The 24,544-nt window shown below is 55.2% G+C and carries 22 protein-coding genes; 4 read left to right on the top strand and 18 right to left on the bottom strand.

The window, feature by feature from the left end; all coding sequences use genetic code 11:
* Window positions 1-37: 37 nt before the first annotated feature.
* Window positions 38-685: a LysE family translocator gene (locus BLW55_RS16685; protein WP_007009039.1), complete on the top strand. Its 648-nt coding sequence runs from the start codon at window positions 38-40 to the stop codon at window positions 683-685.
* A gap of 190 nt (window positions 686-875) precedes the next feature.
* Here the strand turns inward: BLW55_RS16685 and BLW55_RS16680 are convergent, their stop codons facing one another.
* Complete coding sequence (locus tag BLW55_RS16680) at window positions 876-1,814, bottom strand: polysaccharide deacetylase family protein (protein WP_177175097.1); 939 nt, start codon at window positions 1,812-1,814, stop codon at window positions 876-878.
* Window positions 1,815-1,967: 153 nt separating this feature from the next.
* Between BLW55_RS16680 and BLW55_RS20680 the strand changes: the two genes are divergently transcribed.
* Window positions 1,968-3,089: a polysialyltransferase family glycosyltransferase gene (locus BLW55_RS20680; RefSeq protein ID WP_143038451.1), complete on the top strand. Its 1,122-nt coding sequence runs from the start codon at window positions 1,968-1,970 to the stop codon at window positions 3,087-3,089.
* Complete coding sequence (locus BLW55_RS16670) at window positions 3,076-5,733, top strand: glycosyltransferase family protein (protein WP_090329539.1); 2,658 nt, start codon at window positions 3,076-3,078, stop codon at window positions 5,731-5,733. The genes BLW55_RS20680 and BLW55_RS16670 overlap by 14 nt, the downstream gene beginning before the upstream one ends.
* 6 nt (window positions 5,734-5,739) lie before the next feature.
* Here the strand turns inward: BLW55_RS16670 and BLW55_RS16665 are convergent, their stop codons facing one another.
* From BLW55_RS16665 to BLW55_RS16590, 16 genes are all read right to left on the bottom strand, one after another.
* The gene (locus BLW55_RS16665) at window positions 5,740-6,969 is read right to left on the bottom strand and encodes a glycosyltransferase (protein ID WP_090329538.1); all 1,230 of its coding nucleotides are present in this window, start codon (window positions 6,967-6,969) and stop codon (window positions 5,740-5,742) included.
* A 393-nt stretch (window positions 6,970-7,362) separates the two neighbouring features.
* Window positions 7,363-8,373 carry a hypothetical protein gene (locus BLW55_RS16660; protein ID WP_090329537.1) on the bottom strand — a complete coding sequence of 337 codons (1,011 nt, stop codon included), beginning with the start codon at window positions 8,371-8,373 and terminating at the stop codon, window positions 7,363-7,365.
* Between the two features lie 41 nt (window positions 8,374-8,414).
* Complete coding sequence (locus BLW55_RS16655) at window positions 8,415-9,143, bottom strand: SDR family NAD(P)-dependent oxidoreductase (RefSeq protein ID WP_090329536.1); 729 nt, start codon at window positions 9,141-9,143, stop codon at window positions 8,415-8,417.
* Complete coding sequence (locus tag BLW55_RS16650; RefSeq protein WP_090329535.1) at window positions 9,136-10,506, bottom strand: class I adenylate-forming enzyme family protein; 1,371 nt, start codon at window positions 10,504-10,506, stop codon at window positions 9,136-9,138. Before BLW55_RS16650 ends, BLW55_RS16655 begins: the two co-directional genes overlap by 8 nt.
* Window positions 10,503-10,769 (bottom strand): acyl carrier protein, encoded by a 267-nt coding sequence (locus BLW55_RS16645; protein ID WP_143038450.1) that lies wholly within the window; start codon window positions 10,767-10,769, stop codon window positions 10,503-10,505. Before BLW55_RS16645 ends, BLW55_RS16650 begins: the two co-directional genes overlap by 4 nt.
* Window positions 10,770-10,813: 44 nt before the next feature.
* A complete protein-coding gene (locus tag BLW55_RS16640; protein ID WP_090329534.1) occupies window positions 10,814-11,587 on the bottom strand; it encodes an SDR family oxidoreductase in 774 nt (257 codons plus the stop codon).
* 1 nt (window position 11,588) lies between these two features.
* Entirely contained in the window at window positions 11,589-12,284 is a 696-nt protein-coding gene (locus tag BLW55_RS16635) for an acylneuraminate cytidylyltransferase family protein (protein WP_090329533.1), read from the bottom strand.
* Window positions 12,281-13,264: a Gfo/Idh/MocA family protein gene (locus tag BLW55_RS16630; protein WP_090329532.1), complete on the bottom strand. Its 984-nt coding sequence runs from the start codon at window positions 13,262-13,264 to the stop codon at window positions 12,281-12,283. The genes BLW55_RS16635 and BLW55_RS16630 overlap by 4 nt, the downstream gene beginning before the upstream one ends.
* Window positions 13,261-13,905 (bottom strand): NeuD/PglB/VioB family sugar acetyltransferase, encoded by a 645-nt coding sequence (locus BLW55_RS21115; protein ID WP_090329531.1) that lies wholly within the window; start codon window positions 13,903-13,905, stop codon window positions 13,261-13,263. The genes BLW55_RS16630 and BLW55_RS21115 overlap by 4 nt, the downstream gene beginning before the upstream one ends.
* A complete protein-coding gene (neuB, locus tag BLW55_RS16620; RefSeq protein ID WP_090329530.1) occupies window positions 13,898-14,923 on the bottom strand; it encodes an N-acetylneuraminate synthase in 1,026 nt (341 codons plus the stop codon). The genes BLW55_RS21115 and neuB overlap by 8 nt, the downstream gene beginning before the upstream one ends.
* A gap of 12 nt (window positions 14,924-14,935) precedes the next feature.
* Window positions 14,936-16,168 carry a polysaccharide biosynthesis protein gene (locus tag BLW55_RS16615; RefSeq protein WP_210184107.1) on the bottom strand — a complete coding sequence of 411 codons (1,233 nt, stop codon included), beginning with the start codon at window positions 16,166-16,168 and terminating at the stop codon, window positions 14,936-14,938.
* Between the two features lie 11 nt (window positions 16,169-16,179).
* The gene (locus BLW55_RS16610) at window positions 16,180-17,250 is read right to left on the bottom strand and encodes a nucleotidyltransferase family protein (RefSeq protein WP_090329529.1); all 1,071 of its coding nucleotides are present in this window, start codon (window positions 17,248-17,250) and stop codon (window positions 16,180-16,182) included.
* A complete protein-coding gene (neuC, locus tag BLW55_RS16605) occupies window positions 17,250-18,479 on the bottom strand; it encodes a UDP-N-acetylglucosamine 2-epimerase (RefSeq protein ID WP_090329528.1) in 1,230 nt (409 codons plus the stop codon). The genes BLW55_RS16610 and neuC overlap by 1 nt, the downstream gene beginning before the upstream one ends.
* Window positions 18,469-19,632 carry an aminotransferase class I/II-fold pyridoxal phosphate-dependent enzyme gene (locus BLW55_RS16600; RefSeq protein WP_090329527.1) on the bottom strand — a complete coding sequence of 388 codons (1,164 nt, stop codon included), beginning with the start codon at window positions 19,630-19,632 and terminating at the stop codon, window positions 18,469-18,471. The genes neuC and BLW55_RS16600 overlap by 11 nt, the downstream gene beginning before the upstream one ends.
* 183 nt (window positions 19,633-19,815) lie before the next feature.
* Complete coding sequence (locus BLW55_RS16595) at window positions 19,816-20,517, bottom strand: ABC transporter ATP-binding protein (RefSeq protein WP_090329526.1); 702 nt, start codon at window positions 20,515-20,517, stop codon at window positions 19,816-19,818.
* The gene (locus tag BLW55_RS16590) at window positions 20,517-21,389 is read right to left on the bottom strand and encodes an ABC transporter permease (RefSeq protein WP_244509107.1); all 873 of its coding nucleotides are present in this window, start codon (window positions 21,387-21,389) and stop codon (window positions 20,517-20,519) included. Before BLW55_RS16590 ends, BLW55_RS16595 begins: the two co-directional genes overlap by 1 nt.
* Before the next feature lie 404 nt (window positions 21,390-21,793).
* On the opposite strand from BLW55_RS16590, the gene BLW55_RS16585 reads away from it, so the two are divergent.
* A complete protein-coding gene (locus BLW55_RS16585; RefSeq protein ID WP_090329525.1) occupies window positions 21,794-23,056 on the top strand; it encodes a glycosyltransferase in 1,263 nt (420 codons plus the stop codon).
* A gap of 3 nt (window positions 23,057-23,059) precedes the next feature.
* On the opposite strand, the gene BLW55_RS16580 is transcribed toward BLW55_RS16585, so the two are convergent.
* Window positions 23,060-24,397: a UDP-glucose dehydrogenase family protein gene (locus BLW55_RS16580; protein WP_090329524.1), complete on the bottom strand. Its 1,338-nt coding sequence runs from the start codon at window positions 24,395-24,397 to the stop codon at window positions 23,060-23,062.
* Window positions 24,398-24,544 lie beyond the last annotated feature (147 nt).

Below are 24,544 nucleotides of genomic sequence, written 5' to 3'. Positions count from 1 at the left end.
CCAGCTTCATCCTCGAAGCCTGCAAGGGAGGGTTGCGGTGACTGCTGATCTTTGGACACAGTACCTGCCAGGTCTGGCCCTGATACTTTCGATTTTCACCATCGGCGTTGCAAGCCCCGGCCCTGCAACCCTCATGATCATGGGAACGGCGATGTCACGGGGGCGCCCGTCGGCTGTGGCTCTGTCGCTCGGCGTCGTGACCGGCTCAATGTTCTGGGGATGCTTTGCCGCATTCGGCTTCGTCGCAGCCATAAAGGCATCCGCGGAACTCTTTACCGCCATGAAGCTGGCCGGCGGCTGCTACCTCCTTTACCTGGCGTTCAAATCCTGGCGCTCGGCCATGGCTAGAGAAAAGCCGCAACAGGTTCAGGCGATGCAGCCGGTCAGCATCCGCCGATGCTTTGTCCAGGGCCTGCTGATACATCTCACCAATCCAAAGGCACCGCTGGTCTGGCTGGCGACACTTTCTGTCGGCATGGGAAACACGGCTCCCCTGCCGCTCCTGATGCTGACCGTGCTGCTTTGCGCCTTCATGGCGATGATCGTCTTTGTCGGCTACGCGTTTCTGTTTTCGACAATGGCTGCATCGAGGTTTTACATGTCGTTCCGTCGTCCTTTCGATGCCGTTTTGGGTTTCCTGTTCGGTGCAGCAGCCATCAAGATACTGACCGCCCGGATCGCTTGAGATTGCTGAACGGTGGTGGTTGGGGGGGGGCGATGCGTTGGCCGACGCCCAAACCAACGCGTCTGCCTTATGCTCAGCCGCTGTCCCAGCGTCCTGCCCGCTAACCTGATTGTTCGCCCTCAGATTGGACGCCCCCATAACGTCAAAGCAAAATCCCTTGGCAGATCGCCCGATGTTTCCACCAAGAGGCTCATTGCGGGAAGTCATTGGTATCAAAACGCGGCAACGTCAGCGGGCAATCAGAATCAAGATTGGCTGCCGCCACACGTGTTGTAAAGCCAAGAGTGCAGTGCCGTTTTCGCAGTACAGTCAGAAGCTCTTCATTCCACCCGCCGAAAGGGTAGCAAATTGCCCAAAATTTATCGACAGGAGACCCAATATCGCGCAAGAAATCTAAAGAGAGATCCACTTCTCTCTCCTGTTTTTCGCGTGAAACTTCATTCAACCAATAGTGAGAGAAACCGTGCGATCCGAAATACATCCCGCATGAGTTCATTAGCTTAGCCTGGTCACGCGATATGTACAACTCGGAAGCGAATGCGGCTTCGTCGTTTGTGACAAACCGTGCAAATAATTCCTTGGAAATGGAGCGTCGCAGCTTTTCTGGCAATGCTGTTTGCAACATACGTTTTACGTATATTGTCTCAGCATCATCAAAGCGGTTGGGATGCGCCCAGCGGGCCCGATAGCTTTCCACTGTATCTAATTGCATCTCACGCTGGTCTTCACGAACCCGTTCGTCAACGTACTCAGATAGCTTTGCGGGATCATCACAGCTAGCAAGAACAAAGTGGACGCGGTTCACATCAAGGAGACGCGCGTCCCGAACAGGTTCCACCGGCGGGAAAAAAGCTCCCTGAATTCCGCGATCAAACAGAAGCGGAAACACGAGATCGTAATGCTCGGCGTAACCATCGTCAAACGTCAGCAGAGCAGCGTTTTCAGGCAGCTCTTCGTTCTCTCTTGCTGCATCCACAACATCCTGGATGCGCACAAGAGTGAAGTTCTCGGCCAGATAATTCAACTGCCGCACGAAACCCGAATACTCCAACCCTTTGATTTTTGGGTATCTACTGCGTTGAAATTCTCGCACGTAATGGTACATGACAACCGTGAGTACTCGCGGCATTTTCGACCTCATATAGGCGCATTCGAGACGCTACTCTTAGTGCAGAAGAAACCCCGGTGCCAACTCCGGAACGATCGAGTAAGCCTCCCTTCACAACAATTGCCGCACCAGGGGATCATGAAGTTCCGGAAACGGGCAGATAGCTGCAACACCATGAGTGAAGACGAAATCTCTACAAGTCACCTCTGCAACAACTACCGACACCTGCTCATGGCAATGGCGGATATTGCGCTGACGGGTCAGAAGGCACTCCTGATCTACCTGGAGGATGACCTGCCCCTGCATGCCGAACTGCGCCAGCGCCTGTTGTCTGCTTGCCCGGAGGCAGACTTTCTCTTTACGACCGATGCCGATGAGATCGCGGCCTTCTCCCAATTGCCCCGATGGTTTCCGCCGATTGTGCAACGCAATGTGAGGTTCGGCGGCCCTTTGGGACTGGTCACACCACACTCTTACGGAACACCGACACTTCGCGGCCGGCGTTTTAAAAGGGGTTATGTGTACCACTCTGGTTTTCACACGGCGAAAGCACTGGTGTCTCATTGTGATGAGATCGTGTTGAGAGAAGGCGGAACGCACAATTACGTGACCCATACAATACCTTGGGCGAAAGCGCTTCTGCGTGGATTTGCAGGCCGTCGACCACGTTATAGAGTCTGGGGCGACGAACCCTGGATTGATCGCATACAGGTCGCACTGCCTGAAGAACTTCCTCAATCGGTCCGAGCTAAGGCAAGCAGGATCGAGATGACAGAACTACTGACTTCCCTGCCTGAAAATCGATCTCGAGCATTGGCCCGGGCATTCTTAGAAACTCCGCCACCGAGCCTGCGAGATGCGGATCAGAATGCTCTTCTTCTAACCCAACCCCTTGATCAGGCGGGTATCTGTTCGTTCTCACAGCAAAAACAATTCTATGAACTGGTCATTCAGATGCTGCATGACAAAGGGTATCGTGTATTCCACAAGCCGCATCCACGAGAAACGCCCTGCCCATTGCCCAATACGGAACCAGTTCCAGCCCAGTTTCCCATAGAGGCGTGGCCCTTTGCCGGAGGAAAACCATTTGACCTTGCGGTCACGGCCTTTTCGTCGGCGTTAAAGCGAAGTGATCTGGGCTTCGCAAAAATCGGATTGCAATTGATCCCGGTCGAGGCATTTAAAGCTTCGGAATTTTCTGGTTGGCCGCCCAGAGTCACAAGCACGTTCGACAAGCTCAACATGACGGGCCGACCTACTACAACAGAAGCCGGAGACCCATATGAAATTGGTTGAGTTGTGGAGGCGGGCGCTGCTCGAACTTCGCGCCATCATTCTCCTGAAACAGGCTTCTCACCAAGCAACCCTGTTCAAATTACTGAAAGCACGAATCTCAGCCGGCATTGCAAAAGCTCGACGCCGCGCCATGACGGCTCAGTTTCGGCTGGTAGAAATGCTCTTTGGCCCCAGTGCCGCTGCGGATTTCTTCTGGCGCTCCCCGACCACGCGTAAGCTTTGGGGCGACGTCGAATTGCGGGCGGACCGATTGGCCAAACGGTCTCAGGATGCAGTCGACCATTTCACGCGGCTGGGTTTTATGAAAACACAGGACCCTATGGTCCTCATCTGTCTTGCCCGCAATGTGCATTGCAGAGCCGGGCTTGCTCAATGTCTCAGAACTGCGGACCTTTCCGAGGGCAGTCGCCTGGACCAGACGATCCGAGGGAGCATGAGCTATGCGGCCGCGTTTGTCGGGGCTGCAGGGCTGTTGCTTGATGACGCATCAGCGAAGCGAATTGCTGACCTGGTTTTGGACAAACACGTTCGCCTGGATCTGCAATTTCACCAGATCATCGATAGTTTGGGCAGCCACCTGACAGTCCCACCAACCGACTCCTCTTTGCGCGGCCTGCTGGAAAGCGGAATGCGAAAGCCTTGCAAGCACAGGCTGATCATAGCTGACGAACTCAGTGACCGGCCTGCCATTGCTCAACTCTTTACGGGTGCCGAAAAGATCACCGTGATTGGGCTGCGCGACACGTTTGGCAAAACGGACTTTCAGGAATACACCGATTATGCGGGCGATGCCGAAATCACGGTCGAACACATCCGCTCACGTATCACCCGTTTCTCAAGACCCTATCTGGATCTGCACGAGGCAACCCGCATTGCAGCAGAGCGGATTACCGACGGGTTGCTGGAAGAGAATGGCTTGCTCGATGAGCATAACCGCGCGTCGGTCGAGCTGGAGATCTCCGATCATCTTTTCTTTGGCAATCTCCGGACAGAAGCGGTGCGAACGCTTCTTGAATCCGAGGAGTTCGATCACATTGTCGTTGCCTGTCAAGCAAAGAGCTCCAACGGCATGTTTCTCCAGAATCTTTCCGCAGTCGACCCACTGCTCAAGGATCCACGGGTCGAATTCATTTCCATCGCACGCAGCCTGCACGCGAGGACGATCTTCACGAACAATCTGGAGGCAATGCTACAGCCACCCCGCGAGATGCCAACCGCGATGCTCTGGGGACCATCACCGTCAAAATTCATTGCAGATTCCGATGCCCGTGCATCAGTGGCTGCACGCCGGGCGGCTGGGTTCCCAAAGTCCGGGACCAAGCGCATCCTGATACTGACCGCAAACAACCCGGCCTATAACGCGGCCACCGCGGACTACGCTGTCACTTTGGCCGCAGAATACGACGTCACGATCGGCCTGGCCGGAAGAGACGCTCGGCCGATCCTCTCAGCCATCACGGCTATCGGGAAGGAAGCGCCGAATGTTAATGTCGTGCTTCTTCCAAACGTAGACCGGCAGCTGCCTCAATTGAACAAGCATTTGAGGCGCCACTTGCTATCCCTTGCTGCAGAACCGGGAAATCTCGCGCTTGCACATTTCATTCGTGTCAATGCGCATCAAACTGCAGAGCAGGTTATCGCCCCCGCCCTGCTCCAGCACAAGGTTTTCGATGCCTGGTTCTCCCGGCTCTCTGCGGACGAGGAACTGCCCGACCTGATCGTTCTGGCGCCGCCACGCAATCCTCGGGTTGCAGCGTTTGCGAGACTTGCCCGCAGGCACGGTATTCCGAGCCTCTCGCTTGAGGCACATGGCTTGAACGGCAATTACTGCCGCTACATCAACATCGATACAGATTTCTATGGTGTCATTTCCGGTTACTTCAAGAAAACTGCGGAGAGGGGCTTCAACATTCCCCTGGAGCGAACCTTCGTCGTGGGTTCGCCAAGGATCAAGGCGCCTGAAGATCACGACCTTGCGAGCGCACGTGCTGCTGCGCGCGAGCTACTTAGAGACACTTTCGATATAGACTGTTCTGCGTACAAATCGTGTATCAGTTTCTTCTGCCAACCATCCAGTTGGGCGCATGTGAAACTGGTTTGGAGCAATATCCTGAATGCCTGTGCCGTTCTGGACGTACTTATTTTACTGAAACCCCATCCGGAGGAGACGCCCAGCAGGGTCGCAGCATATCTCAGGCTCGCCAAGGAGTTCGGCATGACCGAGCGTGTCATTGTGGTTGAAACCGACCCCAAGACTGCAATCGTTGCTTCCGACATGATGCTGACAGGTTACAGCACTGCCGCGATTGAAGCCGCTGTTCTCGGCGTCCCGGTAACCTGTGTCACAGACGGTGATGCAGATTATCCTGTTGATCAGCACGAAATCGTAAACTGTCAGTTCGTCCGCTCATCAGAAGCGTTGCGCTCAATTATCATTGAACTTACAGAGAACCCGCAGGCCTATGCCGCCCGCTCTCAGCGTTTCCTCGCGAATGAGCCGCAATTTGTGGAAGGTCCGGACCGCAATCTCAAATCCCTGGTAGCCCACATTTTCTCGCTGCCACCTGAAGAGGCGCTTAGGGAAGAGAAAACTCTGAGCCGCTCTCTTTTTCCAAAGGGTCCACACCAGACTTTTTCGATCTGAGCAGGATCAGCCGGCTGGTCCGTCACCTGCGGCGGCAACATCTCGAATGGCGTGCTCCCACCGATCGTGGATAGCATCACTTCCGTACCGCTCGGTAATAGAGGTTGCACGGGCGGCCATGTCTTCGCGTCGCGCGTCATCCTGCATCAGGTCGGAGAGCGCCTCGGAGAACATTCTCTCAGGTTCAGCAGCGGGTGCCACCAGAATTCCGTTCCGCCCAGGTTCGATAAGCGTGTTGACGCCGGGACAATCCTCAAAGCCAATTGCCGGAACTCCGTGGGCGAGCGCTTCCGACACCGCCAGGCCAAATCCCTCGAACTCAGCAGGGTGGCCCAGAATCATCGCCTGATCGTATTCGCGGGCCATGTCGGAGACCACTCCGGGCATCTCCACATTCATCAAACCCAAGTCGTCAACCATTGTCTGCAGACGGATACGCTCGGGCCCATCTCCCAGTATTCGCAAGGTCCAGCCATCGGTTCGGGAACCAAGACGCGCCCAGGCGCGAACGAGGATATCAAATCTCTTGACCGTCGTCAGGCGGCCAACACCCAACACCGTTCGCCCGCGTTTCACGTTGCCGCTGGATACTGAAGCAAGACGTCGCACGGGATTTGGCATGATTACCACACGCTTTTTCAACTCGTCTGGAAACCAGTTTCGGAACTCGGGTAGTAGAACCAGAATGCGATCGACCATAGAGAGCGCTACCACACATTTTTCCCGGAACAATGGATTGGCATCCCAACGCCCGTTCGGGCCGAAATCTCGCTCCGGCACATTGTGCGTCGAAGCGATGACGGGTGTTCCCGTTTCAGCGGCCGCATAGGCGCAGGCTGTGATTGCCGGCGGCATGAAGGGGATGAGTACGCTGGGTCTTTCCCGCCGAATGTATCGTTTGAGGCAGCGTATAAAAAAGCCATGAGTCAGTCCCCACTTGACTTGGGCGATCGGAAACCGATGAGGCATCGTCTTCACAATTTGCTCGAGATTGAAGGAAGACACCATTGTCTCGCCTCCCTTCGAACCTGGTGCGATGCCCCGCCGCGCAAATGGAAAGAGATTGATCACCGGTATTTCGCCTGTATCGAAACCCGGCTCGCCCCTCCGCGCCTCGAATGTGAGTATCTGGACATCAAAGCCGCGCTCGCGCATGGCTGCCGCGGTTTCAACCAGGACACGCTCGGCGCCACCGGTAAGCCCAGTCAACTTCTGAATGACAAAATGTACTTTCATGACAACAGACCAAAAGCAACAAAGCCGTTCAAATCAAGCCATTGCGGCCGATCGGAAAGCTACCTCACCGATCTGAACTGCATTTTTCTCACAATCTGAGTATTGACCAATGCGCACCATTTTACGGCAACGTATATTATACCGTAACAATAGCTCCGGAGTAGTGAATACCGGAGCTGCAGGCTTATCTCTCAGAAACAGTGCACGCACCGCGCTTCAACTTCAGCAATGAAGCTGCGTACCCTTGGGTGAAGGTCCTCATTGGGTTCAACGATGGCAATCTCAGCAGACCCGACGTCCTGCATGGATGCAAGCGCCTGAAGATGCCTAAAGCCGATATTGCCGCAGGCACAAAGGAGTATTTTGTACACGATTGTCTCCCCTGGGGACACGTCAGTTGGGTCTGTCCTGGTCACTGTCAGCACGATACAGCCGTAGCGGGCCAGAGTCAGACTGGAAGGCCCGGTAGGCCAGATGAATGTCGATGTTGCGCGCTTCGAAAGGTGAAAAGTAGTTCGGTAGGATCAGTTCTGCATATTGCTCCGGTCCGATAAACTGCCCCCTGGAGAGAACCTCTCCCGGCGTCCCGACCTGCATGATGTCAATGTACTCTGCATTTGCCCTGACCAGTTCAGCGCGCAGGAGCTGGGTCGAATCCGACAGCCAGTTCGTATCCCCTATGATATCGACCACACGCAGTATTCGCGACCCGTTGCACTCGACCTGACGCCAAACGACCAGCGCCACAGGCTCGCCGTTGTGTTCGACAGCGCGTAGAGCGTAATCGTACCATGGATGTTCGATGTACCTGGACACCACGTAGGCCCACGATTTTCTCGGTCTCTGCAAACTAGCAATTCTATCAACCGCGCTCACCACATTTTCACATTGCGCGCGGTCGATGCACTTGAGAGCAAGTGACGTAGGCGTTTCACCCGATAGGGCGAAGGCGGCATCGGGCACGTTGGCCGCAACCGCGCATTTTCCCTTGAACTCTGGATTGAACAGTGCCCAGTGACCAAGCTGATCCAGCGTGTAGCCGAGCGCACGATAGATCGGCTTGACCATATCAGAGATGCCGATAGCGCCAATCACCTTCGGCTTCAGTTGGGCCTGTATCAGCTTCAGGAGGCGCAGCCCGAGGCCCGGGGGCGCAATATCATCACGGACCTTCCAAAGAGCAAGAAGGATGCCATCATCACCCAAGGCTGGATCGAAGCGGCCGAGTGGAATAAACCCCAGAACGCCGAGGATCGTCTTGACGCCATCCTCGTTTTCCTGCTCGGCCAAAACCATGTTCAGGCGTCCGTCTTTCTGGGCGTACTGCCAAGAGAACACTGTTGAATCGCGCACAAAAATGTGTTTCTCGGACCAATGGTCTCGAATAAAATCTATGAGCGCCAAAGTATCTTGCAGGCCAGCAATGCGAACCGATAGTCTTGGCACTATGCTGTACTTCCGCCGTCGATTTTTACGATAGAGCCGGTCATCATCGCCGCCTCTGCAGAAAGAAGGAAGGCAGCGGCGCCTGCTACATCTTCCGGACGCGGCAACCCAAGAGGAGCCCGCCTCCTGACGGATGCGAGTTTCTCTCCCTCGAGCCCCGCAGTCATATCGGTTTCCATGTAGCCGGGTGCAATGCAGTTGACCGTGATCTTGGCTCGCCCGAGTTCGCGCGACAAAGAACGCGTAAATCCTTCGAGCCCCGCCTTCGAAGCCGCATAGACTGCGAGTCCATTGAACCCTGTCGACGCTATGATGGACGAGACATTGATTATGCGCCCCTCTCTCCGCGTCAGCATCGAACGACAAGCATACTTCGTCATGAGGATCGCAGACTCCAGATTGACCGTCAGTACACGCGATATCTCCGTGGCGTGCTGCGTTGCTAAAACACCATCCAGCCCGACGCCTGCATTGTTGATCAGCCCGTAGAGTGGACCGAACTCACGCGTAATTCCGTTGACCAGTGCCTGGATACCATCTGGCTGTTCTAGGTCGTAGGGCCTGAATACGATCTTGTCGCCGACCTTCCCAGCCAGCTTAGAAAACTCGTCGGATTCCCTGCGTCCGATACAGATCAGCCGGTAGTCTTCGCCGCACAGCCGCTTAACGATAGCAAGGCCAAGGCCACGCGTCGCGCCGGTAACGATAACATTCTTCAAATCAGGCATTCCTTCGCAACTTGCCAGCAGTGTTGGTGTCGAAACTTTCCACAAAGCGCAAACTGGCGGGGATCATGTGCCGTTCCAGATAGTTCTTCAAGTGAGCCAGAATGCTCGCGCGGAGTTCGGCTTGTGAAGGCGCGCCCGGACCGGGTACGACATCTGCTGCCACCAGCGCACCCATGATCGGGTTGGCTTTCGCATAGACACGAGCGAGCAGCACGTCGGGATGTGAGAGAAGAGCTCGCTCAACCTCTTCCGGATGAACTTTGTCCCCACCGATGTTAATAACGCCGCTTTCGCGTCCACGAAAATAGACACGGTCGCCGTCCGCTTCCACAAGATCACCGGTATCAACCCAGCCCTGTTTGGAAAGAACCCCCTGACCTCCCAAATAGTGTGCGCCCACATGTTCATTTCGCACCCAAAGCCTTCCCTGATCAATGCGCAAACCGATTCCAGAAGGGGGAGAGGACAGATAGGAAACTGGAAAACCCTCACGTTTGTCGGATACGGAGAACCCCACACCTGCCTCTGTGGAGGCGAATACATGAGTGATGCGCGCCTCAGGAAAGGCGCGGCTAAGGCTGGTCAGGATAGCAGCGTCGGCAATCTCGCCGCCCAGCGTAATTTGCCGGAGAGGCAGGGAGCCCCCTGCTGGCGACATCAGGATTTTGCGCATCATCGTGGGGGTCGCGCTCAGATGCGTACATCCTTCGTCGGCGAGAAATGCCAGTTTATCATCGAGGGGCGCTTCAAAGGGAGGTACTACCAAGCACGCTCCGCCGAGAAGGCTCTGCAAGACTACCTGAAGCCCTGCGAAGCGAGAAAAGTCATAGATCATTCCCCAGACCATATCCTTTCCCCGGTCTAGGTCACGCTTGGTCGAACGCGTCAGCCCAGCAAAGCTGTGCTGCACCATCTTTGGCTTTCCCGTGGTGCCGGACGTGGTAACGACCCAACCCGTCCCGCCATTCTGCAATCGGCTTCCGCTCCGCTTGCGAGCGACTGCACGAGCAGCATCCTGTGGAGAAAACGACAAGAGGTCATCCGGCAGGCCAGCATTGAAGACGTTCGCTGTCTCGCTGGAAATCACCACGTGTGGCTGTGCCAACTCGATCAACGGCAACACGACCTCTGCAGGCTGCCAAGCAGAGGTAAGCGCCACGACCTCCGCCACTCCGTCGCAGGCTGCAAGCGTTGTTACGGCGTCGAGTAGACGATCCGTGCACAGAACCACCCTCGCCGCAGCAAAATCCCCGGCCAGTTCTTCAGCCGCGCTGCACAGTTCCCCAAAACTCACGCGCATAGAAGGCGTTGCTATCGCGCAACGCTCGGCAGGCACCCGGCTCAGATGGCCAAAAAAGGTCATTGTGGACGGTTGGCCTTATAAAAACTAAGGAACTCGCCGAAGGTGCGGGGATAATATGCTTCTGTGGCCAGGCTGAAAGGATCATAACCCAGGTCTTCTTCGAGCCGGGTTACCAGGATAGCGAATCCCAGGCTATCGAGCCCCGTTTCCAACAGCACGCTGTTGCTGTCTAAATCAGGTGCTTCGGCACCTTCGTTCTGCGTGGTGTACACTTCTGCGAACAGGGTACGAATGGTCTGTTCGAGCTGTGGATCTGTCTGCATCACGGGTTCCTGAATTTCCTGTCTATCTGTGGGTGAAAATTGAGCTACCATGTGGTCAAGCCTCCGTCGACCACAATGTTCTGACCGGTCATATAGCTGGCACGCTCCGATACCAAGAATTCAACAGCATCCGCGATTTCGTGCGGCTCTGCCATGCGCCCGAGCATGGTGCGGGCGCTGTATTTCTCGACAAACGCATCGTTCTGCCCGCTAAATACCCCGCCGGGCGTCACGGCATTTACACGAACCCCTCTTTCACCCCAATAGGATGCGAGGTACTTCGTCAGCCCCCAAAGTCCGGCCTTGGATGCGGAGTAGATTGCAGGGGTATTGATGGCCCGCCCCTCATAGAGGGCTCCGTCATATATGCGCTGATCAGGCGCAACGACGCCGTAGATTGATAGAATATTTACGATGCAGCCGCCTCCAGCTTCAACCATTTCTGGTCCGAATTCCTGCGCGCACAGCATTGGCGCTGTCAGATTGACAGCCATCACCTCGTTCCAGTCTTCGAGAGGAAAAGTCTCAAACGGCTCAAAGAAATTCTTGCTCTTGCTCGCAGCGTTGCAAATCAGGGCCCTAACTTGGCCGAAATCGCTTCCTATCGTTGTGTGCAAGTGCGCAAGAGCGCCTTGATCCGTGATATCACACTCATAGGCGCGTGCCTGTCCAGGAGCCACGGCCAGACCGGCGGCCGACTTGGCCAGTTCGCTGTCGCGGTCCACAACCGCCACGGTGGCACCTGCGGCGGTAAGACGTGCTACCATTGCCCTCCCGAGTATCCCCCCACCGCCGGTCAGGACAATCACTCCAGCCATATCACTCACTGCCGCCTCCCTGCTTCCTCATCAAGAGCTCAACCAACTCGAAATCGATCTCACTATCGATGTCGATCGAGCGCTCCCGTGGCATTTCATGAAGCCACGTCCGACCGTTCCACAGCCCCAACGCCAGTGTTGCGCGATGCCAAACATAGATCGAAGCGTTCATGGAATAGACTTGTGGAGCCTGTTGGCGTGCTGTCACGCCCCCCGGCAGTTCCTTGACAAGCCCAACGAAGCCATCGCCCCTGAACTCAACCATGTTGAAATAGGGATTCTTGTCTGACGGGTAGGCGGTGATGACGACGTCGACATCATCATTGAGCGCCGACATGGCCGCTTCGATATCCGCAACATGCCTGAGTGGTGACGTGGGATCCAGATCCACAATGCGCGTCACCTCGACACCAGTCTTCTCAACCGCCTCTACCAGATGTTCAATGACCGGCAACTTGGCAGCTGAGGACGTCGCCAGTTCGGGCGGACGCAGGAACGGCACGGTTGCGCCACACCGCTCAGCAACATCAGCAATCTCCCGATCATCCGTGGAAACGTAGACCGCACCGATTCCGGGACACGACAATGCCTGCTCGATGGTATACGCAATGAGCGGTTTGCCCATAAGCTCACGAATGTTCTTGCGAGGCACACCGACGGAACCACCCCGTGCGCAAATCGTACATATGGTCGTCACCGCTGCCCCCCCTTCTCCCGCACCTGGATTGCGAGACGCGTACTCTCGATTCCATCCTCAAGGGTCTGCAGGGGTTCCTGCCAATCTCCCTCGACGGCACGTAACGTTCGCTCAAGCATAGCAATATAACTCTTAGCTATATCGAAGCCATTTGGTGCATGCTCCAGCGATCGGCGCCCATCCGGCTCGATCAGGTCGAGAGCGCCATCGATATTCCAGTTCAGCCCAGCTCGATCACCCACAATCTCATAGTGCCGCAGACGCTGGCGGGACACGTAGTCAAGAGCAATCTGTATGACAGGCGCGCTTCCATTCTGTGGTGAAAAAACCATCATTGCGGTGTCATGAGACGAAATTTCGAGGTCACTGAACTTTCCGCAGCGGGCAAATTCAAGGTTCAGCTCGCCGAAAATCCATCTAGCCAAGTCGATTTCGTGTACAAGATCAAGCTCTACGCCTCCACCTTGGTCGGGGTTGGCGGAATAGCTCTGCCGGTAGTTCTGGGAAGGGCGCCAGTCGGGCAACCATTGTCCGGCAGTGAACGACGCACGAACAACGTTCCCCAATATTCCTCTGTGTACCTGCTCCCGAAGCGCCACCAGAGAGGAAAGATGTCGAAAATTAAAGGCCGAAACACGAACCGCCGCTGGAGCAGCCGCCAACGCGTCGATCAGTGAATTGCAATCGCCGAGACTGGAAACAATTGGCTTTTCCACCAGAAGATTGAAGCCACGCCGGATCAATTCGGGCAGCAGATCTATGTGGTTAGCCGACGGTGTTGCCAGCACAACCAAGTCGAACGACTCGTCAATCACGTCCTCAAGCCGGGTGACAACGCTCGCTCCCAGACGATCTGCCAATACATCGGGTCTTTGCTTATGCCGCAGGATGGTGAAGTCAGCCTCAGGATACAGCGAGGCCAGATTTACAAGATGCCGTCGCCCAATGGATCCAAGACCCACGATGAGAAAGCGCTTCACAAGCGTTCACTCCGAACGCGCGCCGGCACCCCCAGCGCGGTCGTTCCGTCACTGATGTTCGAGACCACAACAGCTCCGGCACCAATGATCACACCGTCTCCCAGAGTAACGCCCTGTCGCAGTGCCGACCGGAGACCAATCAGACATGACGTTCCGACAGTAACTCTACCGGCTATGCTTGCCCCCGTCGCGACATGCGAGCCTTGCCCGATCCAGCTGTGGTGATCCACGATGGCGCCGGTATTTACAATTGCGTACGCGCCTATCGTTGACCCCACACAGATGATTGCACCGGCTGCTACGAACGCCCCCACCCCAATGTCGGCCGCCTCAGAAACGATTGCTTTCGGGTGAACTACTCTCATTACATCAGCGCCCCGCAATCGATGAAGCAATCTTTCTCGCCTGCTCTGCCCCTCTGCGTCAACGAAGCCAATACCAAGGGCAAAGCGCACACCCTCGGAAATCAGGTCCGGAATTCTCTCATCGGTCCCAAGATAGGAACCTAGAAGTTCCGAATCTCCAGGCTCGGGTGCAATGTGACCTGCAGCTGGCGTACCACTATCAATCAGCGCTTCGGCAACCACACAAGCATGGCCGCCGCCGCCCAGGATTACAATTCTCGGGGCCGGGTCAGCCATGAAAATGCTCAGTGGTAAAGGGGGTGTCAGCCTCAATGTCTCTGGCCAGACGAGATCCGACGACCAAATCGATATGCCGGGGCTGCATGCCTGTTCCAGGCCGTTTGACGGCTATGTCCTGGGCGGTCACAATCGTACCTGCAGCCAGCGTGCGAACGGCCACTAGAGATCGCCTTGCTACCAGCGCCGTACGTTTCTCTGCAGCCGTCGGCGCCTTGATACTGGTGCCAATTGCGGCTTCAATAGCCCGAATCCCCCTGACGAATTCCCTGAATTCTCGGGGCTCCATTGAAGCGCGGTGATCCGGTCCTGGGAGATTGACATCAAGGGTGATGTGCTTCTCGATAATTGCCGCCCCGCGTGCGACTGCTGCCCACGAGATTGCAGCTCCCTCTGTATGATCGGACCACCCCACCTGGACCGCAAAGGCGTTGCGCATCGTTTCGATCGCCGCCAGATTGCAGTCTTCGGCAGCTGCTGGATAGTTCGAGACGCAGTGCAGTAGGGAAACCTGACGATTTCCGGTGGAATAGATCGCCGCCAGAGCTTCTTCCACCTCCCCCAGATTTCCCATCCCAGTGGATAGGATTATTGGCAGTCCCTTAGCAGCGATGTGGCGCAGGAGATCAAGATGGGTGAGATCACCAGAACTAATCTTGTATGCATTGACACCAACGCGTTCCAGAAGGTCTGCCGCATTCTCGCTGAATGGGGTTGAAAGCAGCTCGATTCCGGCGCTCTCACAATACTTCCTAAGAGCGACGAAATCCTCCTCGGAAAGCTCAAGTGACTTGAGCATGTCGTACTGACTTGAATCACTCTTTGTGTTGGAAATCTGGTAATCAGCCTTGCTGGCGGAGCGCGTGACCAAATCTTCAGCTGTGAAGGTCTGAAACTTGACGGCATCGGCTTGGGCCTTCGCCGCGCAGTCAATCAACTGGCGAGCAAGATCCAGCGAACCATTATGATTCACTCCGATCTCGGCAATGATATAGCATCCTTTCCCGGTTGAACGCATGCTGGTCCCCTCTCAGATTCGCTGATCCAGCGATTTGCTGCTGGTAACATGGCTTTCTGCAAAACTGCTCTCGACAGATGCGATGGCAGCCTTCAACCAATCAATGGTCACAGGCCTCCCGTCGCCGCCTCCCGCCATGATGGTGCGCAGTTCGTGAAGCAGTTGCGAAAACGTCCGCGGTTCTTCCAGCGGCAGATACGGGACACGGTTCAATGCTGCAAACCGGGTAGGCAGACATTCTTCGTTGGCCGCCACGAACTCCTCGTATGGCTTCTCGCCAGCTGTATCGAGCGGTGTAAGAAGAACCGGCCACTTCCCCTCCGCCGCGAGCGTCTCCACCCGCGCCACAGCTTCGGCTTCATCGCGGGTAAAATGCGCTCTCATTCCCTGTGCCTCGAGAAACTTCTGCGCCACATCCTGAAGCAATACCAGATGCTGCTCCGGATCAAGGCCGGGCACAAAAAGACTGCTCTGCTCACCCAGGAGACCGGCTAATGTACACAGCTGGCCGGATTCCCCAAGACTGACAAAGAAACGACGGCATCCTTCGGGGCATGCCATCGGCTGTCGCGCCTCCAGACGTAGTTTCCAAGACTGCAGCAACGAACCATTTGACATCGCGACATTCGCGAAGCGGGCCGACGTTATCTCCATGCCTCTAGGCCACTCAAGAGCAGAAGAGAACAGCGCATGCTCCATCAAACGCTTGGTAGCTCCCATCATTGACGACGGATTGGCTGCCTTGTCCGTGGAGACACAAAAAAGCCGTTTCGTACCTCTCCGCCCGGAAAGCTGCCGCGCAAGACGCTCTAATTTCAGGACATTTGTATCCAGCATTGCCAGAATACTGTAGGGGTCTTTTTCAGACCGCACATGCTTCAACGCGGCAAAATTCAGAATATAATCGTAATTCTGCTCCTGCGCGCCGAGCCATAACCTGAATGGATCGCCACCATAGTCAAATGGCAGAGTGAGAAAATCGTCTACCTGTAGCGGCTGGTTCGACGAGCGCAGAGCACGCACGACTTCCGCAAGCCCGTTTTCGTTGTGATCCACCACATGTAATGCAGCCGGTCTAAACGAAGCGATCACTTTGAGTGTCTCAAACCCAATCGAGCCGGCAGCACCGATAAAAAGTATTCGAGCACCAGAAATCTTTTCCGTCAGCTCAATCTGATTTGCGACGATGTCCTCAGCAAAAAAGCTGACGGAGCGGCCCACAATGCCTTCTTCGAGTGAGGTCAAGGACAAGCCTATCAAGCTTCTTTCCCTTCATAGATATTTCGCGCACGGGTCAATTCGCTCATCGTGCCGATGTCTATCCACCGTCCTGAATGCGTGTATGTCCCAACACGCATTCCGCGTTCTTGAAGGTCGTGAAACAACATCGGAAGATCGTAGAAAATGTTCCGCGGGACGACAGACAGGACCGATTTTGACAGCATGTAGATACCGGCGTTGATCTTAAAGCTCATCGTCGGTTTTTCCTTTGCCCCGACAAAGTTCTTCGACGGATCCACTTCTACGACACCGTAGGGAACTACATAATGATGATCGCGAACAACCATGGTCGCATCCCAAGTGTTTTCCCGATGCTGCGACTGCAGGGCGTTGACGTCAATGTCGTTGAGGATATCACCATTCAGACAGATAAAGGGATCGGACAAGGTGTCTACATCGATCAACCCCAGCGCACCGCCAGTGCCCATACGCATAGTCTCGTGCGTATAATCGATTGTTACATTCAAGTCCGAACCATCGCCATAGTGATCGACAATCATGTCCGCAAGATAGTTCACCGATAGAATGAAGCGGGTGATACCCTGGTCGCGCAGATGCTCAATAATATGGCTGAGAATAGGCTTCCCCGCTATCGGCAGAAGAGGCTTCGGTGTTTTCTCAGTAAGTGGAGCGAGCCGCGTCCCCAATCCGCCCGTCATTATGACAGCCGTAAGCTCCTGCGGGCTCGATGTCGGCCAGAGGACATGAAACGCTTCCAGTTTTCCATCACGCACGCGCGGTGCGTGCTCAATACCCCGCCGCAGCATGAAGGAACGCACCTGACCAGTCGAAATTTCATCATCCAACAGCACAGGAGAGTGGTTCATGGCCACTTTGACTGGAGCAGTTAGATCTCCTTCCGCGGCGAGGTAACGACGCAGATCGCCATCGGCAATGACCCCCACAAAATCATCGCTGCTGTCTCTCAAAATTGGAACCAGGCGCAGCCCCGCGCGATTCATGATCCCCATGACCTCACGCAGGGTATGACTTTCGCGCGCGCACAAGTTTTCCAGATCGCGCCCGAGATACGTAGCTAGTCTCATTAGAACTCCACTGCTGTCCCCGTGAACGAACTCTGCAGATGCGCAAACGGCTTGGGTTCGCACAGCCAGTCCCACCGCAGTTTACGTATGGTCTCCACGATTCGCTCTGCAGCGCGACCATCGCCATATGGGTTGATCATATGCTTGCAGTCTTTTCGCACAGTGTCGGTGGTTACCCGACGGACAGCTTCCAGAATACCCGATCTTGTACGACCACAATGCAAGACATTCTTGCCGTGAAAGCGTCCCTTCTGCCTATCTCCAATGTCTACGACAGGTAGGCCAAAACTCGCTGCCTCGATGATTCCGCTCGACGAGTTGCCGATCATAAATCCAGCGTGCTCCATCGCCGTGTAGAACCACTTCGAGCCGAAATTTCGGACAACATGGTGATTGTCATTACTTTTTGCTGCAGCTTCGATTACCTCGACAATCTCCTCACTTCCTGGATCTGCATTCGGGTAGGTGTAGATTGTCGGCCGTCCAGTTTCGACCAAAGCGGCAACCATAGCTTCCGCCATGAGGCGGTTCGATCCTGGCGCTCGCGTCTCCGGATGCAGTGTGGCAATTGCATACTCTGGTCCGAATTCTACGCCCAGATCAAAATGTCTCGCAAAATCCGGATAGGTGTTTGGCCGATGAGAGGATATGCCATCTAGACCAAGTGCTCCCACAGTGAAGATACGTTCCGTAGGCTCCCCCATCTGATGGATACGTCGCGCAAACTCTGGAATATCGCAAAAATGGAGTGCGGCCATCTTGGTAAGGCAGTGCCGGAATACATCGTCAATGGCACCTTCAGTAACACTTCCACCGCTGATATGGGCGATCGGCAATCCGAACGGCACCAGTGCTAACCCGGCAGATATTGCTTCGAACCTGTCTCCCAGAATAATGGCAAGATCAGCCCCTGGCTCCTGTGCGGCAATGAGACCATAGCCTTCAAGCTGCTCGGCCATTGACCGCACTGTCCCCTCCGGCCCTGTGCCGTACCCAGCTGATTTCACCTCAGCCCAGATCGGCAAACCGGAAGCTCGAACATCGTCAATGGTCTCGCCCGCGTCAGGATCGTAGTGGGCTCCACCGACCCAAAAGCCAACATCGAATTCCTTGCAGAGCGCGATCCTCTCCACCAGCGGCTTCAAAATGGAGAAGTCGGAGCGCCCGACCGTTACGACAGCTATTCGCCGCCGCTTGTCCGCATCTCGTGTTCGCTCGTCAGGCATCATTGGCTTTCCAGAAAGACTCGGCGGACGATACGACAGCCGCGATCTGCTCGTCAGTAATGTGCGTGGAACACGGCAATGGGAATATTCGGAGCCAAAGATCGTCCGCAACCGGCATCCGCGTTGCAGGGGAACTCTGGTAAGGCAACTGCAGATGAATCGGCTTCCAGAACTTGCGCAGATCGATCCCAGCCTCATTCATATGTGAACGGAAAGCATCGCAGAGACCCAGATTTGCCCCGGTATAGTAGACACCAGATAGCCACCTGATCGATCGACCGGTACTGGCAACAGGAAACGGCTCAAGGCAGCGGAAACGCTCCGCCATCGAAGCATAGACTTCATGCACCTCGCGTTTGCGTGAGAGAAATGCATCCAGGCGTTCGAGCTGGGCTACTCCAACCGCTGCCTGCATATTGGTCATGCGGTGATTGTAGGCAAGGATATCGTGATCGTAGTTGGCGCCGACCCGCCCGGTGGTCGTAAGATGCCGCACTCGATCAAGGTAATTGAGATCACGAGAAACGATGGCCCCACCGCCACCCGAAGTGACAATCTTGTTACCGTTGAAGGAATAACACAGCGCATCGACGTCGGCAGATCCGAGAGGGGCATCATTGGCTACCCGTGCGCCAAGTGCCGCTGCAGCGTCGACAACCACCTTCAGACCAAACTCGCGCGCCAGTCCTGTAACCTTTTCGAAATCAATGCTCGCTCCCATAACCATTACGGGCATGATCGCCCGCAACAGACGGCCTGTTGCACGGTGGCGGCGACCATATTCGGTCCAGTCTGTCTCCTTCAGGATTGCTTCGCGAACGAGTTCCAGATCAATTGTCCAGGTGCTTGGTTCCACGTCCGCGATCCAAACTTGCGCGCCCGTATGGCGTACAGCATTGGCCGTCGCAATGAAGGTCAGGGTAGGAATGATCACGAGATCGCCCTCACCTATCCCCAGCCCCTGTAACGCCATTTGCAGAGCGACTGTCCCGGACGACACCACCACGGCGCCCTCGGTTCCGCTTACATCCGCGATCGCCCGCTCGAATTTATCCACATAGGCGCCAACCGACGAAACGAACGTCGAATCAATGCAATCCTGCAAATAGGCAGCCTCGTTTCCCGAAAGGTTCGGCACCGCCAACGGAATCTTCATACTCATTGCCTCGATACTATTGGGTCAGGTCTATCCAAACACCGGAGTGACGAACTACATGGGTCGGATGAGCCCGTTTGGTTAGATGGTGCCTTTATGGCGATGTTACACGACCAGATCATGTCCGCTGCCAACCGTGCGCACAAACTCTCTCTCTTTGTGCAATCCAATTAGAGCGAATCGCTACAGATTCGTTACTTTCGCCTTACCATGGTTGAGCTCGAGAAACTTGTTGCATGTATTTTTCAGCAACGAATGGTTGTGGCTCGCAAGAACAATTATGCTCGCCTTTTCCGCCAACGCAGCCATACGTTCGCGCGCCTTTTCCTGGAAGCCCTGATCGCCCGCACCAATCCATTCGTCCATCAGTAGGATTTCTGGCTCCATACTCGTTGCAATTGAAAAGGCCAGGCGCGCAGCCATGCCCTGGCTGTAGCTCTTGAATGGCAAGTCGATGAACTCACCCAATTCACTGAATTCGATGATATCGTCCATGCGTTCTTCGATCTCGCCTATGGTCCAGCCATTTATGAGGCCACGAAGCAGGATGTTGCGACGTCCGGTAGCTTCGCGGCGAAACCCCAGACTAATGTTGAAAAGCGCATCTACCTGCCCCTCGACACGAACGCTCCCCGCTGTTGGCTGATAGATCCCATAAAGCACTTTGAGCAAAGTCGTTTTGCCCGCACCATTCGAACCGATAAGCCCCAGTCTGTCTCCGGAACCCAATTCGAAGCTTACGCTGTCCAGGGCTGTCACATGACGCGACCGCCCATTTTTCCCAATTCGCCCGCCAGTTGGCACGCGCTTGTCACGCGGCGCCAAAGTCAATTTCTGACGCAGGCGATAAGTGAGAGTGAGATTATCTACAATGATCGATGCCATCAGATATGAAAAGCTACTTGTTTACCCAGTCGACCAAGAAGCAGGAGGGCAACAGCCCACAGCACCAAGCCAATCGCAACGCAGATACCTAGTTCATACAACGGAAGCCCTCCCGACAGGATCGGTTGCCGAACAATTTCTAGAAAATAGGTGAACGGATTCCAGTAGTAGAACAAATGCCTTACTGGAGTACTTTCTTCGTATGTCCAGAAAACTGGCGTCAAAAACATGCCAATACGCATAAAATTTGAGACGATGAACTGACTATCGGGGAAATACACGCCAAGAAATGCTGAAATCATAATTGCCGCGGGTGAGACTGCCAAAACCACCACAATACCCACAACGGCCCAAAGCCAGCCGAGACCAAATTCGATCCCGCTCAGAAGCAGAATTCCTATGCAGCCAACCAGAGCGTAACCGGCCCGAATTGTACATTGCATAACCAAACGCAACACATAAACACTCAAAGGTAATGTAGTGCCCTTGATGAAGCTTTCTTCGCGTATAAACAGCGACACGCTCTGGGTGATCGTTTCCATAATGTAAAACCAGACGAACAGCCCCGTGGCAACGTAGGCACCGTAATTCTCCATACCTGCCCCGCCCCGGCGGAAAACGAAGACAAAAGTACCTGCAAACGCCAGATAATTGACAAGGAGCCAAAAAGGGCCAAGCGTGGTACGGCGGTGCTGGTCCCCGATATCTTCCCGCGCCAATTCAATCCAGACACTGCGCATCCGTATGCCGCTTCGAATGTCCTGAACTGCGTTCAGTATCGTACCCTGCATCTGCCCATCCTCAAAGCCAGAGGCTGTTAACACAGGGGCTGGTGTTTGCAAAGGCGGTCCGCCGCTCAGTGTTTCGTACACTCGTGATCCGGGGAGTTCGTTCCAGACAAAAATCTCACCTGCCCCGGATGCGATCCCGATGGCGCAGCAATCATGCTCTCTGTCGGTTTTCGTCTGTAGAAATGGTCGTGAACATTCCGCATCACGCCGACACTGGTGCATGCTTCTTAAAACGCATTTTCACCATTCAGTCACGATTCTTGATTTTGTTCCCATCATAGGAAAACTAATCTCGTCGGCCCTCTGCATAACCCTACAGCGTATGTGCCCGGATCCCACCGCTTTGCTGAAGATTTTGCCGGGACAAGAAGGGTAGTTTATGGCACTACGAACGCCGCGCAAAAGCGCTGCCGCAGCTTATCACAACCCAGTTGGAAGCAGCGCTTTGCCGCACTGCCGGTGCTTCACAAGGGAGCAAGTACAAGATGAAAGTTTGGGTAGTTCGTGACCTCGAGCCCATCCCGACGGACCCCGACGCCCCCCGTTTGTTGCGTGCCGGCATGCTGGCCACCGCACTGGCGAAAGCGGGGCATCACACGACGTGGTTCACTTCGACGTTCAATCACTATTCCAGACAGCAGCGCCCCGTAGGCGATACCGTTCCCCAACCAGGACTGACGATCAGGATACTTGAGGCGCCGGGATACACACGAAATATTGGACCCCGCCGCTTGCTGCACAATCACCTTTTTTCACGTGCTTTCGTAAGAGCCGCGACTGCGGCAGACCAGCGACCCGATGTTATCGTTGCCGATCTGCCGACAACGGACGCAGCAGCGGCTGCTATCGCATTCGCCAAGAGCCACGGGATTCCTTCCGTTCTCTCGATACGCGACCTCTGGCCAGATTTCTTTCCCAGTTTTGCACCCGGGATCCTGAAACCACTAGTCTCGCTGGCCGTCACCCCATTAAACTGGCAGGCACGTTTCGCTTGTCGTTACGCAACCTCCCTAATCGGAATTTCTCCAGGTTATCTGGAATGGGGACAGCGCAAAGGTGCACGGAGCAGGACCTCGCTAGACCGGATATTCCCCTTGGGTTTCCCCCGCCCGCCGCGGATTGGGAGTATTGACGACGACATCACTCGGCTGAGCCAACTCGGCATCCCCACAGACAAGCACATAGTGAGTTTTGTCGGCTCCTGGGGAAGAACCTATGATTTGTCACTGGTCCTGAAGACGGCCAGACTGCTTGCCGACCAACGTCACGATATCGTCTTTGCGCTCGCTGGAAATGCTCACGAAAGACCCGATCTGGCGAGGGCGCTTGCGACCCTGCCAAACGTGCGTCTGGTCGGCTGGTTGGGAGCTGACGACGTGGCGACACTACTGTCTCACTCGGTTATTGGCCTGCTGCCCTACGCCAAGGACGCGCCGCAGGGACTGCCAAACAAAATATATGAAAACCTCGCCTATGGAGCCCTGCAGGTTGCGACCTTGGGGGAAGAGGCAAGAAACTTCTACGAAAGCACCGGCGGCGGCGTGTGCGTACCACCAGACGATGCAAATGTGCTCGCTGCGACGATCACCGCCAACCTGATGGCTGGCCAGAATATGCACCTGCGAAATCAGCGTATCGCAATATTCAATGAGCAGTTTGAGGCTAGTGTGCTCTATGGCCGAATGATCGACCACATCGCCGCGGTCGCACAATCCAACACCTCCGAGACACATCTGCAAAGCGCTTAACAGTCACGGTATCGTTTCAGGACGACCGATGGAGCGATATTCCAGACCATGCACTGCAACCTGTTTTGCGTTGTAGAGATTGCGTCCATCGAAGATGATGGGCGTCCGCAGCGCTTTGCGGACTAATGCAAAATCCGGCGCGCGGAAACTTTTCCACTCAGTCGCAATGATCAGTGCATCAGCCCCGCAAAGTGCGTGTTCCTTGGTATCACAGAATACCAGTTCCGGACGTTCCCCGTAGATTCGAGCGCACTCATTCATGGCTTGCGGATCATATGCCCGCACCCGCGCTCCGGCATCCCATAGCGCCTCCAGTAAAACGCGGGCTGGCGCCTCGCGCATGTCGTTGGTGTTCGGCTTAAAGGCTAGTCCCCACACTGCAAACGTCTTATCCGAAAGTTGCCCTTCGAAACGCTGCTGAACCAGTTCGAAGAGCAGCCGCTTCTGCGCATCATTACGCTGATTGACGGCTTTCAGAATATTCACTTCGGCCCCAGCCTTCGCGGCGGTCGCGATCAAAGCCCGTACATCCTTGGGAAAGCACGAGCCACCATAACCGATGCCGGGGTAGATGAAATCGTATCCAATTCGTGGATCGCTTCCGATGCCAAGGCGAACCTGCTCGATATCCGCCCCGAGAAGATGGGCAATGCTGGCCATCTCGTTCATGAAACTGATCTTGGTCGCCAACATGCAGTTCGCAGCATATTTTGTAAGCTCAGCGCTGCGTACATCCATGAAAATCATCTTTTCATGATTACGGTTGAATGGCGCATAGAGTTCCCGCATGACCGCTTCGGCATCCGCGCTGTCGGTACCAATAATGATGCGATCAGGCTTCATGCAGTCAGAAACTGCAGAGCCTTCCTTCAGGAACTCAGGGTTGGAAACGACGTGAAAGCCCAATGCGCGCAGTGCCCGACGATCAAGCTCGGCTGTGATCGTTTCATGGATTTCATCACAGGTACCAACTGGGACCGTGGACTTGCTGACGACGATCTTCTCACTTGTCATCGCGCGCCCGATCGCGCCGGCGACCGCCATAACGTATCTCGTATTGGCAGAACCATCTTCCATCGGTGGCGTACCAACAGCGATAATCTGCACGTAGCCGTGCTGCACCCCCTCCTCAGGATCTGCTGTAAAACGTAGTCTCCCGGCACCGTGGTTCTCGACCACCAGTCGCTCCAGACCCGGCTCATATATAGGAATGATACCCTGCTCTAGCGCCTCGACACGGGCGGCGTCGATATCCACACACAATACATCGTGGCCGACTTCGGCCAACGCGGCCGCCTGAACCAAGCCCACATAGCCTATTCCGAAAACGCTGATCTTCATCCAACCGTCCGTCCGTCAAACATGCGGTTTCCTCGCAACTTGCGCCCGGCATCACCGGTCGCGGCTAGATGCACGGCTGAGTTGACAGCCTTCGTGCGGACTGGAGCGATAACAGAAGAAAACAGGGATGCAAACGGGCGTCAGAAC

It is taken from the genome of Nitratireductor aquibiodomus, assembly GCF_900105565.1.
Taxonomy (GTDB): domain Bacteria; phylum Pseudomonadota; class Alphaproteobacteria; order Rhizobiales; family Rhizobiaceae; genus Nitratireductor; species Nitratireductor aquibiodomus.
Note: the sequence above shows the minus strand (reverse complement) of the source record. Positions and strands in the feature narration are given on the sequence as shown.

What these genes read in the sequence shown, in the direction of transcription:
- neuB (WP_090329530.1), bottom strand. Translation starts at nt 14,923, where the DNA reads ATGCGTTCAACCGGGAAAGGATGCTATATCATTGCCGAGATCGGAGTG.
- BLW55_RS16595 (WP_090329526.1), bottom strand. Translation starts at nt 20,517, where the DNA reads ATGGCATCGATCATTGTAGATAATCTCACTCTCACTTATCGCCTGCGT.
- BLW55_RS16580 (WP_090329524.1), bottom strand. Translation starts at nt 24,397, where the DNA reads ATGAAGATCAGCGTTTTCGGAATAGGCTATGTGGGCTTGGTTCAGGCG.
- BLW55_RS16650 (WP_090329535.1), bottom strand. Translation starts at nt 10,506, where the DNA reads ATGACCTTTTTTGGCCATCTGAGCCGGGTGCCTGCCGAGCGTTGCGCG.
- BLW55_RS16655 (WP_090329536.1), bottom strand. Translation starts at nt 9,143, where the DNA reads ATGCCTGATTTGAAGAATGTTATCGTTACCGGCGCGACGCGTGGCCTT.
- BLW55_RS16610 (WP_090329529.1), bottom strand. Translation starts at nt 17,250, where the DNA reads ATGAGACTAGCTACGTATCTCGGGCGCGATCTGGAAAACTTGTGCGCG.
- BLW55_RS16680 (WP_177175097.1), bottom strand. Translation starts at nt 1,814, where the DNA reads ATGCCGCGAGTACTCACGGTTGTCATGTACCATTACGTGCGAGAATTT.
- BLW55_RS16640 (WP_090329534.1), bottom strand. Translation starts at nt 11,587, where the DNA reads ATGGCTGGAGTGATTGTCCTGACCGGCGGTGGGGGGATACTCGGGAGG.
- BLW55_RS21115 (WP_090329531.1), bottom strand. Translation starts at nt 13,905, where the DNA reads ATGGCTGACCCGGCCCCGAGAATTGTAATCCTGGGCGGCGGCGGCCAT.
- BLW55_RS16670 (WP_090329539.1), top strand. Translation starts at nt 3,076, where the DNA reads ATGAAATTGGTTGAGTTGTGGAGGCGGGCGCTGCTCGAACTTCGCGCC.
- BLW55_RS16665 (WP_090329538.1), bottom strand. Translation starts at nt 6,969, where the DNA reads ATGAAAGTACATTTTGTCATTCAGAAGTTGACTGGGCTTACCGGTGGC.
- BLW55_RS16645 (WP_143038450.1), bottom strand. Translation starts at nt 10,769, where the DNA reads ATGCAGACAGATCCACAGCTCGAACAGACCATTCGTACCCTGTTCGCA.
- BLW55_RS16600 (WP_090329527.1), bottom strand. Translation starts at nt 19,632, where the DNA reads ATGAAGATTCCGTTGGCGGTGCCGAACCTTTCGGGAAACGAGGCTGCC.
- BLW55_RS16585 (WP_090329525.1), top strand. Translation starts at nt 21,794, where the DNA reads ATGAAAGTTTGGGTAGTTCGTGACCTCGAGCCCATCCCGACGGACCCC.
- neuC (WP_090329528.1), bottom strand. Translation starts at nt 18,479, where the DNA reads ATGATGCCTGACGAGCGAACACGAGATGCGGACAAGCGGCGGCGAATA.
- BLW55_RS20680 (WP_143038451.1), top strand. Translation starts at nt 1,968, where the DNA reads ATGAGTGAAGACGAAATCTCTACAAGTCACCTCTGCAACAACTACCGA.